General features: G+C 49.2%; 12 protein-coding genes. 3 read left to right on the plus strand and 9 right to left on the minus strand.

Annotated features, from left to right (window positions below):
* Positions 1–110: 110 nt before the first annotated feature.
* Positions 111–977, minus strand: a complete 867-nt coding sequence (locus tag VNQ80_RS01525) for a sugar phosphate isomerase/epimerase family protein (protein WP_325635648.1) — start codon at positions 975–977, stop codon at positions 111–113.
* A gap of 305 nt (positions 978–1,282) precedes the next feature.
* On the opposite strand from VNQ80_RS01525, the gene VNQ80_RS01530 reads away from it, so the two are divergent.
* On the plus strand, positions 1,283–2,167 hold the full coding sequence (locus tag VNQ80_RS01530; RefSeq protein ID WP_325635649.1) for an AraC family transcriptional regulator: 885 nt from the start codon (positions 1,283–1,285) through the stop codon (positions 2,165–2,167).
* A gap of 1 nt (position 2,168) precedes the next feature.
* Here the strand turns inward: VNQ80_RS01530 and VNQ80_RS01535 are convergent, their stop codons facing one another.
* Positions 2,169–4,613 carry a TonB-dependent receptor gene (locus VNQ80_RS01535; protein WP_325635650.1) on the minus strand — a complete coding sequence of 815 codons (2,445 nt, stop codon included), beginning with the start codon at positions 4,611–4,613 and terminating at the stop codon, positions 2,169–2,171.
* Positions 4,614–4,736: 123 nt separating this feature from the next.
* Between VNQ80_RS01535 and VNQ80_RS01540 the strand changes: the two genes are divergently transcribed.
* A complete protein-coding gene (locus VNQ80_RS01540; protein ID WP_325635651.1) occupies positions 4,737–7,430 on the plus strand; it encodes a TonB-dependent receptor in 2,694 nt (897 codons plus the stop codon).
* A 14-nt stretch (positions 7,431–7,444) separates the two neighbouring features.
* Here the strand turns inward: VNQ80_RS01540 and VNQ80_RS01545 are convergent, their stop codons facing one another.
* The 3 genes from VNQ80_RS01545 to VNQ80_RS01555 form a co-directional block, all read right to left on the minus strand.
* Entirely contained in the window at positions 7,445–9,688 is a 2,244-nt protein-coding gene (locus VNQ80_RS01545) for a S9 family peptidase (RefSeq protein ID WP_325635652.1), read from the minus strand.
* A gap of 191 nt (positions 9,689–9,879) precedes the next feature.
* The gene (locus VNQ80_RS01550) at positions 9,880–11,022 is read right to left on the minus strand and encodes an acyl-CoA dehydrogenase (protein WP_325635653.1); all 1,143 of its coding nucleotides are present in this window, start codon (positions 11,020–11,022) and stop codon (positions 9,880–9,882) included.
* Between the two features lie 67 nt (positions 11,023–11,089).
* Positions 11,090–11,581 carry a VOC family protein gene (locus VNQ80_RS01555; RefSeq protein ID WP_325635654.1) on the minus strand — a complete coding sequence of 164 codons (492 nt, stop codon included), beginning with the start codon at positions 11,579–11,581 and terminating at the stop codon, positions 11,090–11,092.
* A 66-nt stretch (positions 11,582–11,647) separates the two neighbouring features.
* Between VNQ80_RS01555 and VNQ80_RS01560 the strand changes: the two genes are divergently transcribed.
* Positions 11,648–12,070 (plus strand): secondary thiamine-phosphate synthase enzyme YjbQ, encoded by a 423-nt coding sequence (locus VNQ80_RS01560; protein WP_325635780.1) that lies wholly within the window; start codon positions 11,648–11,650, stop codon positions 12,068–12,070.
* Positions 12,071–12,085: 15 nt separating this feature from the next.
* Here the strand turns inward: VNQ80_RS01560 and VNQ80_RS01565 are convergent, their stop codons facing one another.
* The 4 genes from VNQ80_RS01565 to rlmD form a co-directional block, all read right to left on the minus strand.
* Positions 12,086–12,775 carry an OmpA family protein gene (locus VNQ80_RS01565; protein WP_325635655.1) on the minus strand — a complete coding sequence of 230 codons (690 nt, stop codon included), beginning with the start codon at positions 12,773–12,775 and terminating at the stop codon, positions 12,086–12,088.
* A gap of 101 nt (positions 12,776–12,876) precedes the next feature.
* On the minus strand, positions 12,877–13,626 hold the full coding sequence (locus VNQ80_RS01570) for a carboxypeptidase-like regulatory domain-containing protein (RefSeq protein WP_325635656.1): 750 nt from the start codon (positions 13,624–13,626) through the stop codon (positions 12,877–12,879).
* 63 nt (positions 13,627–13,689) lie between these two features.
* Positions 13,690–14,088 carry a hypothetical protein gene (locus VNQ80_RS01575; RefSeq protein ID WP_325635657.1) on the minus strand — a complete coding sequence of 133 codons (399 nt, stop codon included), beginning with the start codon at positions 14,086–14,088 and terminating at the stop codon, positions 13,690–13,692.
* A 32-nt stretch (positions 14,089–14,120) separates the two neighbouring features.
* Positions 14,121–15,533, minus strand: coding sequence for a 23S rRNA (uracil(1939)-C(5))-methyltransferase RlmD (gene rlmD, locus VNQ80_RS01580; protein ID WP_325635658.1), 1,413 nt, complete (start codon positions 15,531–15,533; stop codon positions 14,121–14,123).
* Positions 15,534–15,561: the final 28 nt, after the last annotated feature.

Raw genomic sequence — 15,561 nt, forward strand, 5'->3', positions numbered from 1 at the left:
TGTTTGCTATTTGCTGTTTGCGTATTTATTTAAGGGACCACGATGACACGGATTAAACGGATTTGCGCGGATCAGTAGCTATCCAAATAATCTGTTTCATCCGCGTTCAATCAATCCCCTGTTGCCCACTTCCTCAAAAACGCATGCCCTTCGCGGGCAAACGCGTCCTGGCTTTCCGCAAGGCTACGCCAGATGCATACAGCCGCAGCCAATTCTTTATTCGCCGGTGTAAAACTCTCTATCGACACCACCCCTTGGTAGCCGATTGCCTCCAGTCCACGCCGGTAGGCATCCCAACTGGCGTTGCCGGTGCCTGGTGTTCCCCTATAATTTTCGGATACCTGCACATGGATCAGCTGTTTGCCCGCTTTGATGATGGCAGCCTCGGGATCAGGTTCTTCAATATTCATATGAAACATATCCAGGCATATTTTTGCTGCGGGGTGGCTAATGTCACCGATGAGGCGCAGCAAATCATCCACGTTATTTATCAAGTCCGATTCAAAACGATTCAACGGTTCCAACGCAATTTCCAGCCCTCTGCTTGCGGCGCTTTCACAAACGGTTTGTAGGTTGGATACCGCCCGCTCCCACTCGATGGTCCGCTGTTCCGGAGCCACCATCCGAGCCTTTCCCACCGCCGAGTACATCGGCCCGGCGAAGAATCGGGAACCCAGTGCATTGGCAATATCCAGACATGCTTCGATATAGTCCAACCCGTTGCGTTGCAATTGCTTGTCATCGCTAGTCAAGTCGCGTGATGGACCAAACGCTCCACAAATAATCGCCTCCAACTGGTTTGCTGCTAATGCCGCCTTTACCGTAGGGATATCGATCAACGTGGGGTCTTCCACGGCAATTTCCACCGCGTCATACCCAAGCGCGGCAATTTTACCGAACAATCCAAGTGCCTCTTCGGCGCGGAAAGGGGAGGTCCACAACCATGTGCTTACACCTATTTTAACGTTTAATGTCATGTTCAAACAATGCCGTTGATATATATTTGATTTTAAGTTATTTACACCTTCATAGTTAGTCAACCGTTTCGCAATAGCATTTTAATATATAGATTAATTGATTATACGGCTAATTGTATCCGCTAAGGTAGTAGTTTACAGTGCTTCAGCACACCTATTAATTAACAAATGCTGACTGTATTTTATCTAATTAACGTCAACACAACACGATTAATGGATAACTAGCTAACATTTTCTTTACAATAAATGGAAATGCCAGACGTTTAGTATTTTTGGAGTACCAATAGGCCAAACGAGGAATTATTATGAATGTTGCGCTGAAAAAAACAGCCATCCAAAAAACAAGGATTCCGGAATCCAACATTTTTTTTGTCCGGGAGTTGCATGACCGGCATTTCGACCCTACGTGGCATGCGCACTCGGAGTACCAGCTTTTTTTAGTTGTGGAAGGTACCGGCACCAAATTCATCGGCAATACGGTTAAGCCTTTCGACGGCGGCGATCTGACCTTCCTCGGACCGAACATCCCTCACCTTTGGCGTAGCGATGAACGTTACTTCGACCCACACAGCGAAAAAGTCAGCGGGGGCTTGGTTATTTATTTTAATGGGGCGGCCCTTGGTCAGCTCATTGAGAAGCAGGAATTTGACCAATTGAAAATCCTATTGGAAAAAGTTCGGCGCGGAATGGAAATCCATGGGGAAACCGCCCAGCAAACGTCGGTATTGATGCATGAACTCGTGCATTTGCACGGCATGGAAAGCATTATCCATTTATTCCGTATACTCGATTTGCTTGCCAAAAGCAAGGAGTATCGCCTGTTGCACGATGACATGGTGCAATACAAGCTAAAAGATGTTGAAACAAACCGGATTAATATCGTCTATAATTACGTAGCCAAGCATTTCAAATACAAGATTACCTTAGAAGAGGTTGCTGCGTTGCTGAATATGACACCCACCTCGTTTAGCCGGTATTTTACAATGAAAACCAGCAAATCGTTTTCCTACTTCCTGACGGAACTCCGTATTCGCAATGCCTGCAAACAGCTTTCTACAGAAGAAGCGAAAACGATCGCACAGATATGTTACGAATCGGGGTTCAATACGCTATCCAATTTCAACAAGCAGTTCAAAACGTTCATCGGGATGACGCCTACCGCATATCGACAGAAATTCTTAACGCTTTGATCTATAGCCCAAAATGCTTCCTCAACGTTACCCCATAGGTAGCCGGCCTCCCCAAATGTACAGCTGCAAATCCAAAGTTGTACGCATAATCCGCATAGCGCTTGTCGGCCAGGTTTTGCCCCCATACCATGAGCTCGTATCCTTGAAATGAATAGCCAATATTGGCATTTAGCAAACTGTACGCACCTTGCCCTAGCGTATTCTCCACGGTGAAATATTGTTGTCCGATAAATTTACCGTAGACACCCAACTGGAATTGCTGCCGTTGCGATGTGCCGATCGGCAGCGTATAGTGCGCACCCAAAAAGCCGGTCCACTCCGGTGTGAATACCGGGCGGTTACCTTTCAACTGCACGTTTCCTTCTTCGCCTGCCGTGTTTAAATCGAGGTAACGGGCATGGGTAAATGCCGCATTGCCCCAGAGGCTGAAATTACGGATTACACGCGCGGTGGCTTCCAGTTCCAAGCCCATACTTTCCATACGGCCGGTATTCTGTGTAACGGTGATGGCATCGGGCAGCACCAAGGTAGGTACCTGCGCATCATGTACACGCGTATAAAAGGCAGCTACATTTACTTCAAGCTGCCGATTCAACAACATATTCTTGCTGCCAACTTCTACATTGTCACTATACTCCGGATCGAACGGCTGCAACAACGCTTCACTGGGGTCGGACGAAAGCTGCGAAATGCCGCCGGCGCGGAAACCGCGGGTATAGCTAGCATATACCTGGCTACGGTCATGGAAGGCATATTTGGCGCTAAGGCTCGGGCTCAAAGCATGGAAATCCGCCGAAGTTGCGGTATCCGGTTGTAGCACCATCAGGTCACCGCCATCGGGCTGGAACTCACCGCGGGCATCTAAATTGGCATGCTCATAATCATACCGCAGTCCAGCCTGGAGTTCCCACCCATTTTCAAACCGGTACCCCAATTGCCCAAAGACTGCCGCCCCTTGGTTAACGGCCGAATTGGTCAGTATACTTGTGGCGTTAGCGGGGTAGTCGTCACCGAGCAATGGTGCATCTGTACCGAAATGCGTACCCTGTTTTGTGGGGGCATCCTGGTGGAAAAGGAATGTTCCCACCGTCCAGTTGAAGGGACTATCCTTACTGGGCGCAGATGAGAGCTTGAACTCCTGTGTAAATACCTTTACATTGTTCCAATCGCGCCCGTAGTTGTTAACGACCGACATCGCATCCAGCGGCATAAAGTCAGCGTCTATCGGCGTACGATAGTACCGGTAGTTGGACTGGAATGCCGTCTGCGAGCTGAAACTGATCGTGTTGCCAAAGTGATTGATGGATAGCGACACGTTACGCGACTCGTCAACCATGGTTGTCTTCGCATTTTGGTTTAAGTGGAACGGGTTTTCAAATGCATCCTCCAACCCCATGATCAACGCAAATGAGCCATCATTCCGGTTAGACACGTGTTTGAAATTAAGCGTCATTGCCCACTGGGTGTTTAGCAGGTACTTCAGGTAATAATTGCCAAACACCGCCTGTTGCCTGTCGTAGTCCGAACTATCGAAATCGTTGGTATAAAACCCATCCAAACCATTATATAGCAGCGACGCACCAAAGAATAACTTATCCTTGACGATCGGCGTGCGCAACCCCAGCACGTATCGCTGCTGGCCGCGGTTGCCCAAGTTGATTTCGGCAAGCCCGGTGGTTTGGTTGGTAGGACGCTTGGTGACGATGTTGATTACGCCAGCCATCGCGTTCCGGCCATAGAGCGTACCTTGGGGCCCCCGCAGCACTTCGATGCGTTCCACATCCAACAAATAGGGGATGTACGTATCCAAACCGAATTGGTTCACGCCGTCCACATAGGTGGCCACCGCTTGATTATAGGAAGTGGTAGTGATACCACGGAGCGAGGCTACATTCCGGCCATCGCCCGGATTGGCCATATTGAGGTTCGGCACCACGGCGGTCACATCCATGACGTTCCAGATATACTGCTGTTCAATCGCTCTACTGCTGATTACCGATAAGCTTGCCGGCACGTCATGTGGATCACTTTCCATTTTCTGTGCGGTCACTACTGCCTCGTCTAGGCGGTTTTCGACGCTGTTCAACTGAATATCGATCGACAGGTTACCTTCGACAATCACCGTATGGTTTTCGGTGGCGTAACCCAGTGCACTAACGCGCAGCACGTGACTGCCCGACGGAATGTGCTCAAGCACGAAATTCCCTTGTTCATCGGTGGCAGTAGCCAAGTTGGAATTCAGTACCTGTACACTGGCCTTCGGCAGCCCCGTATTATCCGGCGACAGCACCTTTCCGCTGACCACATGCTGGGCCAGCGTGGACGTCGTAGCCAACATTACACACACCATCAATAAAAATACACTGCGCACTGGCGCTTCAAACCTAGCTATCCGTATCATCTTTCTTGCTTTGAGATGCGGCGAAATTACTATTATTCTTCCCATAAATGCAAGCAGCCCAATCGCGTGGTAGGCACTATTGCGATTTTATGACAGTTGGGTGCATTCTTCGATATTTTTTATACATTAGTGGCGTGATAAACCGCTACTAGTCATTTTAAAACCGTTATGCGACTTCCCCTTCTAAGTATTTGCTTTTTCTTGCTACCTTTTTTGCTTACTGCACAAAACAACGGCACGATCAATGGAATCGTGGTAGATGCCACCAAACAACCCCTGGAAAAGGCGACGATAGCGATTGTTTCAGTGAAAGATTCGCTTGTAGTCTCCTACACATTAACAGATGATAAGGGCAAGTTCAACCTGATAAGGATACCGACAGGGCGACAGTTAATGGTACATATCACGCATGTTAGCAGTTCGCCTTATCGTCACGAATTCAACTTAAAGCCGAATGAAACGCTAACACTTGATACGGTGGTGATGGCGGGTGTTAACCTGGATGAGGTGGTGATCACACAGGTCGCGCCTATCCGATTGGTTGGGGACACGTTGGAATTCAAAGCTGATTATTTCAAGACACGCCCCAATGCCAATGTGGAAGAATTACTCCAGCTGTTGCCCGGACTCCAGGTCAACGTAGATGGCTCGATCTACTATCAAGGAAAGGCCGTTTCCGGGGTGCGGGTAAACAACAAAGACTTCTTTTCGCACGACCTCACGATAGCGACCCGCAACTTGGATGCTTCGCTGATCGACGCCGTGCAGGTGGTGAAAGATAAAGGCGATTCAAAACGGGAGATTCTGGACGACACGGACCTACCCATCATCCTCAACCTGAAGACAAAAAAGGATTTTGTAAAGGCTGATTTCGGAAAATTTTATGCTAGCGGCGGTACACGTGACCGTTATGAGTCGGGCGCGCTGATCAACACCTTTCGGGACACCTTACAGGTCAGTTTCATCGGCTATGCCAATAACCTCAGCCGCCAGGGCTTCGACTACAGTGAATTGGCGCAATATGGTGGGATGAACCGTGCGGAGAATAACTCGTACAGTTACATGAGTTACGGCGGATTACAGAATAAGATTTCTCTTGGCATCAATGCAAATTACGACATCGCCAAAAAACTGAAAGCCAATTTAATGTATACGTTTGAGCAACAGAACGACTACGTAGACAATAGAGGCATGAATTCAAACTTCTATGAGTCCATAACTGAAATAGCAAACAACCATAACAATTCTACGCATAAAAATTATGGACATAACGTGCGGGCTTTTGCAAGGTATGCGCCAGACACGACCGCTACAATCTCATTAGACGTCAATATCGGCTTACGCCGAAACGCAAACGATAATCACGGTAGTTCAAACAGGCGCCGTGACGAGGGGACAAATGTGCAGGAAAGCGAAAACAACAGTAACAGCTCGTCGAGTAGCCGCAACCTCCGTTATAACTTCTACGCCGAAAAAAAGCTGATCCCATCCAAGATCCTTTTATCATTCCGCCAAAATGCAAGCGCCCAGCAATCGGAAAACAACAATAGCCGGAATACCTTTAACCGATACTACTTATTTAACGACAGTACGGTTAACCAAGGTATATTGCAGCTAACCAACGGGAACAATGCATCTATTGCCAACACGTTCAATGTACAGGTGCCCATTCGTGAGCACCTGAACTGGGACGTCTACGCCCGCTACGATTGGGAACTGAACCGGAATACCGAAGAGATAGACAGCAAAATCAATGCGGACACGTATTCGAACCGGAATGATGTAGCAAACAACAAGCAAGGGCGATTTAACTTTACATATATCGGTACACGCGCAAATGCATCGCTATTCAACAAAAAGCTACGGATTACCGCCGGAATCGAAAGGCTGGATTTAAGCCGCAATTATCATTATTATGGAAAGGTCGCCGATTTGGACGATCGGCACCGTTATTGGTTGCCCAGTGCCTCGCTGAGCTATGCTGGCTTGCAACTATCGTACAATAAACAGGTACGGCTACCCTCCTTTTACCAGATTGTGGCGGTAAACTCAGACCTATACCCCACCTCGTTGACCATCGCCAGTCCGTATTTTAACAGCCAACTGGAACAAACGGGGCGCATAAGCTATTACAAACGGTTCGCGAATGCCCACCTCAACCTAAACGCCTCGCTAAACTATACGGTATATGGTTCATCAATCGGATCGAACAGCACGTATGATGTAAGCAGCTCCGAAAACACGCGAACATACTATGAAGCACCCGGAACAGAGCGTCTGTACGGTAATATCGGTATTACGAAACGTATCGCGCAGAATAAGACATGGAATATCCATTGGAATATCTCAGGGAATGGATCGACGAGCGAATCGTACACCATTGTGAATAGCGAGGAAAATAAAACACAGCATCTGTACGGTAATCTGAACAACAGCCTTACATTGACCTACAAAAACAAGGTGACGGTGATACCTACGTATGGACTTAACTTTAACAGGAGCAAGAATCAGCGGCAAACCAGCAATTTCCGTGATATCGAGAATGTGAATCATAGCCTTGGTGGCGTATTCCGACTGGATGACATCTATAAATTCCGTTTGGAAACTTCCTACACGGTAAGAAACCAACCCCGAAGCTTAGGTAATGACCGCACCAACCTGCACCTCGTGAATGCGTCGCTGTACTATCCTATCATGCAGCGCAAAGGGGAATTGAAATTCACCGCTTTCGACATCCTCAATCAAAATCAAAACATTTTTATAGGGGGTTATGGAAATTCCAACTATTATAGCGAGCAATTGACCCTGCGCCAATATTTTATGCTGGGATTGGTATATAAGTTCCTATCGACTTCAAAATGACAATCGTCAGCAGTTCATTGCCAAACCGGAGGCTCCACAGCCAACAAGTGTTTCACGAAAAAGTCGCGCCGTTTCTTTTCTCCGTATTCGCCGCCAGACGTGTGGCCTGCACCGGGTATCACCACCAATTCGTGCTCCTTATTGGCCTTAACTAGCGCGTCCACCACCTGCATAGTCGATGCCGGGTCGACGTTATCGTCTACCTCACCCACAATGAGCATTAGCTTGCCTTCCAGCCTGTGGGCATTGACCACATTGGAACACTCGGCGTATTGCGGTCCGATGGGGTAACCCATCCACTGTTCGTTCCACCACATCTTATCCATGCGGTTGTCGTGGCAGCCGCATGATGATACCGCGACCTTATAGAACTCGGGATGGAACAACACCGCGCCAGCCGCGTTTTGGCCTCCGGCCGACGTGCCGTATATGCCCACCCGGTCCAAATCCATGTACGGGTATTTGGCAGCCGCGGCCTGCATCCAGCCAATTCGGTCAGGGAAGCCGGCGTCCTTCAGGTTCTTCCAACACACGTCATGGAAAGCTTTGGAGCGATTAGACGTACCCATACCGTCTATTTGAACCACGATAAAGCCCAATTCCGCAAGTGCTGCCATACCTTGCTGCGTACTGAAATTCTTGGGTACGAACGACCCTTGCGGTCCGGCGTAAATATTTTCGATAACGGGATAAGATTTGTTGGGATCAAAGTTGGAGGGCCTAATGATGACACCCCAGATGTCGGTAACCCCATCGCGCCCCTTGGCATGGAATACTTCGGGATAATTCCATCCGGTAGCCAGCAGAGTAGTGGCGTCTGCTTGCTCCAATTCCATCAATACCTTGCCGTTTTTGGCATCGCGCAACACCGAGACCGGCGGGGCATCTACTCGCGAGTAGGTATCCACAAACACCGAATGGTCGGACGAAAACGTCGCTTGGTGATTACCGTCTTCCGTAGTAAGCGGCGTAAAGTCTGAGCCGTCGAAGTTGACCCGATAGTACTGAATGAAATAAGGGTCCTGGCCAATCGTTCGACCACTTCCGGTGAAAATCAAATAACGTTCCGCTTCATCCACATGCACGACCTCGCGCACCACCCACTCCCCTTTGGTAATCTGGTTTTTCACCTTGCCCGTATGACCATCGTACAGGTAGAGGTGGTTCCATCCGTCGCGCTCCGATGTCCAGATGATTTCCTTCCCATCACCAATATCTTTACGGAAGCGCTTCCCGCTGTAATCGATAAAGGTCTTGCTGGTTTCAACGATCAGCGACTTCACGTCGCCAGTGGCCGCATCCATCGAGAAAACCTCGTAACGCTGATGCCCGCGCCGGTTGTATTCAAACGTGAACGCCCGGCTATCCGCGCGCCATTCGAGGCGCGACAAGCTGTACTGGTCGGCGATCAACGTGGGGTCAACGGCAAAAGATTTCTTATTCTCTACATGGAAAAGCACGGGCTGATACTGGGGCAGGGCATCGCCGGGTTTCAGGTAATTGCGCTCTTGGAGGATGGGTTGCAATTGCGTGCTCGGCGACGACTCGACAAAATAGATTTTCCGCGGGGTATTGGGTCGTACTTTCGTAACGGCTAGCTTTTTCGAATCGGGCGACCAGGCAATCCGCGATGAATAATGATGGCCCAGTGCACCGTCATAGCTCAGTTGAATTTCGTCCGCATCGGCTTCGGCGGGCCGGACAAACACGTTGTAATTCTTTATATAGGCTACCCAATTGTTATCGGGCGATGGGATTTCTCGGCTTTCACCGTCGTTCGAATCGCCCCAATACCCACGCCGCCCCCACTGACGCTGTTCGGGTTTCCTTCCGGTGTCCTCGACGGTGTAGTCGACCAGGTTGGCGTACCATATCTTACCAAAAGACTCGAATTCGATGGTATCCGTCGATTTGAATGCGATACGATTGAAAGGCAGGCTATCCGGATTGACTTGTTTACCAGTAGCTAATGACAGCGTGGCGGCAATCTTTGCATGGTCAAAAGCCTCCTTTTTCGTTTGCTTATCAGCATCGACCAGTACGAAACGGCGGCCTTCGGGGGTGTTGTTGACGTACCAAAGCCGATGTTCTCCCTCCAACCACGAAAAGCTATTGGGCGAATAGAAAACGGTGTTACGGGTCGTCTTCCCGAGGTCGGCAGCACGTTTGTAATCCGCGGCGGTTCCTTGCCCCTGGACTTGGCTGATACTCGCCAGACAAAAAACGACAATACTGAGGTACGGTAGCGATATTTTCATCTATCTAAATTTGTTTTTTAACGGTGATGAAGCTATCATGATTTTTCATTTGTGTTTGACTTCAATGGCATTCAAGATGGCTGAAGCCGTTTAGTCATTCCGCTGTGTGATTTTGAAAATCATGATGGTTTCATATAAGCAGTCTTAATTCGTTAATAGACAGTACGGCCAACACGCCTAGCGATAGTAGTTCAGTCCGCCAGCAACTCCCGTGCGATGACCATCCGCTGGATTTCGGAGGTCCCCTCATAGATTTGGGTGATTTTGGCATCGCGCATCAACCGCTCAACGTGGTATTCCTTCACATATCCATAGCCGCCGTGTATCTGTACAGCCTCCACCGTGGTTTTCATGGCCACTTCAGACGCATATAGTTTTGCCATGGATGCCGCTTGGGTATACGGTTGGCCGTGGTCCTTGAGCCAGGCTGCTTTGAGGCACAATAGCCGCGCAGCCTCAATCTGGGTAGCCATGTCGGCCAACTTGAATTGTATGGCTTGATGATTGGCGATAGGTTTGCCAAATGTCTGGCGTTCTTTAGCGTAATCGCGAGCGAGCTCATATGCACCCGATGCAATGCCGAGCGCCTGCGCCGCAATGCCGATACGCCCCCCTTCCAGGGTTTTCATTGCAAACCGGAAACCGAACCCGTCTTCGCCGATCCGGTTTTCCTTTGGTACTTTTACATCGTCAAATAGCAGGGAATGAGTATCTGACCCCCGGATGCCCAGTTTATTCTCTTTGGGGCCCACTGTAAAGCCTTCCATTCCTTTCTCCACGATGAGCGCATTGATACCGCGATGCCCTTTTTGGAGGTCCGTTTGTGCGATCACCAGATAGGTAGATGCGGTATTGCCGTTGGTAATCCAGTTTTTCGTACCGTTGAGTACATAATGGTCGCCTTTATCTTCGGCCGTGGTACGCTGGGACGTAGCATCCGAACCTGCTTCGGGTTCCGAGAGGCAAAATGCACCGATTTGTATGCCGGCAGCTAAGGGTTTGAGGTATTTCTCCTTCTGTTCCTCCGTGCCGTAAGCCTCCAGACCATAGCATACCAGCGAATTATTGACCGAAACCACCACCGAAGCCGACGCATCGATCTTGGATAGTTCTTCCATGACCAGCACATACGATATGGCGTCAAGTCCGGCACCGCTATATTTCGGGTCGACCATCATCCCGAGAAAACCCAGCTCACCGAGCTTTTTTACCTGTTCGGCGGGAAATTGTTGATGCTCGTCGCGCTCGATGACACCCGGTTTCAACTCCTGTTGTGCAAAATCACGGGCAGCGTCCCTTACCATCCGGTGTTCTTCGGTGAGTTCGAATATCATAATCAGTAGGTCTTTGTACGCAAAGATAGAAAAAAATACTATGCAAGCATAGTATTCATATCATGCGTCATTCCAATTCACGCAACAGCCCCTGCAAATCCAATACACGAGTGTACATTTCCAATGAGCCGTCAGGCTTGGATGGCCACAGTGCCCTGGGTCTATCCCAATAGAGTTCAACACCATGCTTGTCTGGATCATCCAGGTAAAGTGCTTCTGAAACACCGTGATCACTTGCTCCTGTTAAGGGATATTGTGCTTGTACCAGGCGGTTAAGGATAGCAGCGAGGTCCTTTCGGGTTGGATAAACAATGGCCGTGTGATACAGGCCTACTCCGTCCACGGGTGCAGGTGGCGCGCCTTCGCTGTGCCACGTGTTTAAGCCAATGTGATGGTGGTATCCCCCGGCGGATACGAATGCCGCCTGGCTACCATAGCGGGTGGTCAGTTCGAAGCCCAGCAGTCCGCAATAAAACTCCAATGAACGCTCCAGGTCAGACACTTTTAAGTGGACGTGGCCAATGCGTGTGCTGGCAGGAATCGTGTAGTCGCCATTCATATCACAAACTTAGTGAAACCGGATATGAAATGCAATATTTCCGATATTCCGTATCTTGCCACACGTATGGAAATCGTTCAGCAACAGGTAACCCTGCGGGCCCGGCCACGGGGTTTCCACCTCATTACGACAGAAATTGAAGACTGCCTTTCTGCCATTGCCGAATGGAATGCGGGAATATGTCAGATATTTATCCAGCACACCTCGGCTTCACTGACCTTAAACGAAAATGCAGACCCCACGGTCCGTATGGATTTCGAAACCTATTTCAATAAAGCGGTGCCTGAAAATGATCCCGACTACCGCCACGATTATGAAGGGGCTGACGACATGCCTGCCCATATCAAATCATCGTTGATGGGTGCTTCGGTCATTATTCCCATACGTAACGGACGGTTGGCATTGGGTACGTGGCAAGGTATATACCTCTGTGAGCACCGCAACCGTGGCGGTAACCGCCGGCTGTTAATCACCGCATGGGGTAGCTAAAAAAAGCAGCTTGTGTTAGGAACCTGCTTGATCCATTGCTTCTTCTTTCATCTTGTCGTTGGCGACGATCACGATTTCTACACGGCGGTTCTGTGCCCGGCCCGAATCAGTGTCATTATCAGCAATGGGCTCATGGAAACTACGTCCTTCCGTTTTAATTCGCCGTCCGGCTAATCCTTCGGAAACCGCAAAGCTTTTTACCGACCTTGCCCGGCGCTCGGATAGTCCCTGGTTATACTTATCTGCACCTTTATTATCAGTGTGACCGATAACCAGGATATCCGTATCGGGATTGCTGTTCAGTGATTCCACCAATTTCGCAATATTCTCCTGAGCAGCAGGCTTCAGATCGGTTTTGTCGAAATCGAAGAGGATCCCTGAATCAAACTTGACGATAATGCCCTCATCTGCTTTAATCACTTCGGCCCCAGCCACAGTACGTTCGATTTCGGCCGCCTGCTTATCCATTTTTTTGCCGATAAGTCCACCCGCTACGCCACCGATGGCGGCGCCCGCAATTGCACCTACCGCGGTATTACCCGCCTTATTACCGATAAGGGCACCTAATGCGCCACCGGCTACAGCTCCTGTAGCAGCCCCTTTTTGGGTATTACTCATGGACTGGATGGTTCCACAGCTGCTCAACAGCATTGCCGACGTGGCGACGGACAGTCCAAATAGCACTATTTTTCGATTCGTAATCATAATATTAATGTGTTATTTATAGAATTAGGTGCAAACCGGATGCCAAAATGCAGTTCGAACTGACCACAGCATATAAATTCCGTGGTGACCTTACCAGCTGCCTACTGATTAGGTTCAGCCTCCAGCTTAGGGAGTTTGGGCGTGGCTGGGCGGCCGTCGCGATCAAATTGCTTGAACGACTGCATAATATAGGCAGTTAAGTCATAATCACCCCAATACTGCATTTTTTCATACGATGGCCGGTACCAGAACATAAAATTCGTCACGTCATCGCCGCTGAGACCGGTAAGTTCCTCGATCTTGGTCCGGCTGAATTTACGGTCCACGTCCGTTTCGGCCAACTCCCGTTCCATGAAATTGTGAAAGCGGCGCGCATTCCGGGGGGTGCGGCCAAACAACTCATAAAGCGAAGTAATTGGATTAAAGATGTAAGCCAACGCCGGCGGCTTGCCATCGAAATAGACGCCTTGTTTGCGGTAGCCGCGCATAGCATCGCGCAGCTCGGCTTCCTTACTCATACGGTTTACGTCTACCTGTTCCAAGAGGATGCTTGCCAGCCGCATATCGATGAGGATATCGCTTAGCGTTTTAATCTCCGTACGCACCGGCTCATATCCCATCAGTGAGACTTCGATGGAATCGCCCACAGTAGCCTTGATCTCGAAGGTACCCAAGCTGTTGGACACGGTAGACTGGCCCGTATTTATATTGGAAATCGTGGCGCTGCCCAACCGCTTACTCGAACCCGCTTCGACCACGATACCCCGAATTAGCCCGGATTCTTGTGCCACCAACCACATCGGCAACACCCACATGGCAACAAACAGTGCAAATAGACTTCGGCAATTCATAAGTACATTGGACTGCTTATCGTGCTAAACGTTTAATGACAACAATTGTAATGTATAGCGTTATCATTTTTTATAGGGATAAAAAACGAAATTGGCTCCTTCCGGTACGATGACAAATAAGCACATGAAATCTTCCGGTCTTTTGTATTTCTTGATAAAATGTGCCTTCCGCTCCTCCTTGATTACACCCCGCTCCACAAACTCTTCGAGGGTAGCCGCATGGATAGACCAATCGGTTCCCAACTCATCCTTATCCAATATCAGTTCCCCCAATGCAACCTCGTGCTGGTGGGCAATGAAAATGGGGTATGCTGATAGACCTTCGGCCATGATTTCCACCGCAATTTCCTTGATGGACTCACTGTAGAAGTCTAAATCCAACTGCAAGCTTTTCAGCGGGCTCTCCTTTTTCGGCTGCCCATCGTCGCCGGCTTGTGCAGCAAGCAAATCTTTTAAGTCCATAACAGTTAAACGTAATTCACAGGGTAATCCATTCAGTGCGCCAGTGTAAGCAATACCACATTTTCCACGTGTTGTGTGTGTGGAAACATGTCTACCGGCCGAATACGCCGAACAACATATCGCTCGGCAAGCAGTGCTAAATCACGAGCTTGTGTGGCAGCATTGCAACTTACGTATACAATTTTGGATGCACCGATTTCCAGTAACCTTGCTACCACATCCGTATGCATTCCCGCCCGTGGCGGATCCACGATCACCACGTCGGGCTTGCCGTTGGTGGCTACGAAATCGGCGGTGAGCACATCTTTCATATCCCCGGCATAGAATTTCGTGTTCTGAACCCCATTGATTGCCGAATTCAGCTTCGCATCTTCAATAGCTGACGGCACATATTCCACGCCGATTACCTCAGCGACATGCCGCGCAACGAAATTCGCGATTGTCCCCGCACCGGTATATAAATCATAAACACGCTCCCATCCTTCAAAATCCGCAAAATCGCGGGTTATTTTATAAAGTTCGTAGGCTTGCGCGGAGTTGGTCTGATAAAAGGATTTGGCGCCTACTTTAAAGCGCAGCCCCTCCATTTCCTCGAAAATATGATCGCGGCCGGCATACAGGTGGATATCTTGGTCAAAGATGGTATCGTTTTTCTTTTGGTTTACCACATAAAGCAGCGAAGTAATTGCCGGAAATTCTGATTGGAGAAACGCCATCGCTGCTTCTATGGTCTCCGAATCGACATAGGCAAAAACGACGATCACCATCAATTCACCGGTGGATGCCGTACGGATAATCAGGTTACGCAATGCTCCTTCATGTAGTCGCAGGTCGTAAAAAGAGATGTCATTTTCCAAGGCGAACAATCGAAGTCTATTGCGGATGGCGTTCGACGGATCCTGCTGCAAATAACAGTGTTCAATATCTAGGATTTTGTCAAAGCGGGATGGCACGTGAAACCCCAGTGCGCGCATCTCCAGGCCTTCCTGGGCATCGTCTAGGTCGGTAAGCCAGCGTTTATTGGAAAACGTATATTCCAATTTATTGCGGTAATACCGCGTTTGCGGCGCAGCAAGTATATCCTCCATCATCGAAGTATCCACTTTCCCTAGGCGAGTAAGCGCTTCGTCTACGCCTTTCTGTTTATAGGTGAGCTGCGCCGGATAATCCATGTGCTGCCATTTGCACCCCCCGCATACACCGAAATGATCACAGAATGGCGCCACACGATGTACCGACGATTCGTTGAGTTGACGGACGCGTGCTTCTGCAAATTTTTTTTTCTTGCGGGTCAGTTCCACATCCACCACGTCGCCCGGTATCGCCTTGTCGACAAACACCACCAGGTCATCGACTTTTGCTACACCTTTGCCCCCTTCGGCAATGTCCACAATTGAAATACCTGCTAGCAATCGTTGTTCAGCCGTAAATCTTCTTCTACTCATAAAACGTACAAAGGTAAGGGTTTTGCAC

Source organism: Parapedobacter sp., assembly GCF_035556095.1.
Taxonomy (GTDB): domain Bacteria; phylum Bacteroidota; class Bacteroidia; order Sphingobacteriales; family Sphingobacteriaceae; genus Parapedobacter.

Coding starts and splice junctions, on each gene's coding strand:
- VNQ80_RS01535 (WP_325635650.1), bottom strand. CDS start 4,613: ATGGGAAGAATAATAGTAATTTCGCCGCATCTCAAAGCAAGAAAGATG.
- VNQ80_RS01570 (WP_325635656.1), bottom strand. CDS start 13,626: ATGAATTGCCGAAGTCTATTTGCACTGTTTGTTGCCATGTGGGTGTTG.
- VNQ80_RS01545 (WP_325635652.1), bottom strand. CDS start 9,688: ATGAAAATATCGCTACCGTACCTCAGTATTGTCGTTTTTTGTCTGGCG.
- VNQ80_RS01560 (WP_325635780.1), top strand. CDS start 11,648: ATGGAAATCGTTCAGCAACAGGTAACCCTGCGGGCCCGGCCACGGGGT.
- VNQ80_RS01575 (WP_325635657.1), bottom strand. CDS start 14,088: ATGGACTTAAAAGATTTGCTTGCTGCACAAGCCGGCGACGATGGGCAG.
- VNQ80_RS01565 (WP_325635655.1), bottom strand. CDS start 12,775: ATGATTACGAATCGAAAAATAGTGCTATTTGGACTGTCCGTCGCCACG.
- VNQ80_RS01540 (WP_325635651.1), top strand. CDS start 4,737: ATGCGACTTCCCCTTCTAAGTATTTGCTTTTTCTTGCTACCTTTTTTG.
- VNQ80_RS01530 (WP_325635649.1), top strand. CDS start 1,283: ATGAATGTTGCGCTGAAAAAAACAGCCATCCAAAAAACAAGGATTCCG.
- VNQ80_RS01555 (WP_325635654.1), bottom strand. CDS start 11,581: ATGAATGGCGACTACACGATTCCTGCCAGCACACGCATTGGCCACGTC.
- rlmD (WP_325635658.1), bottom strand. CDS start 15,533: ATGAGTAGAAGAAGATTTACGGCTGAACAACGATTGCTAGCAGGTATT.
- VNQ80_RS01525 (WP_325635648.1), bottom strand. CDS start 977: ATGACATTAAACGTTAAAATAGGTGTAAGCACATGGTTGTGGACCTCC.
- VNQ80_RS01550 (WP_325635653.1), bottom strand. CDS start 11,022: ATGATATTCGAACTCACCGAAGAACACCGGATGGTAAGGGACGCTGCC.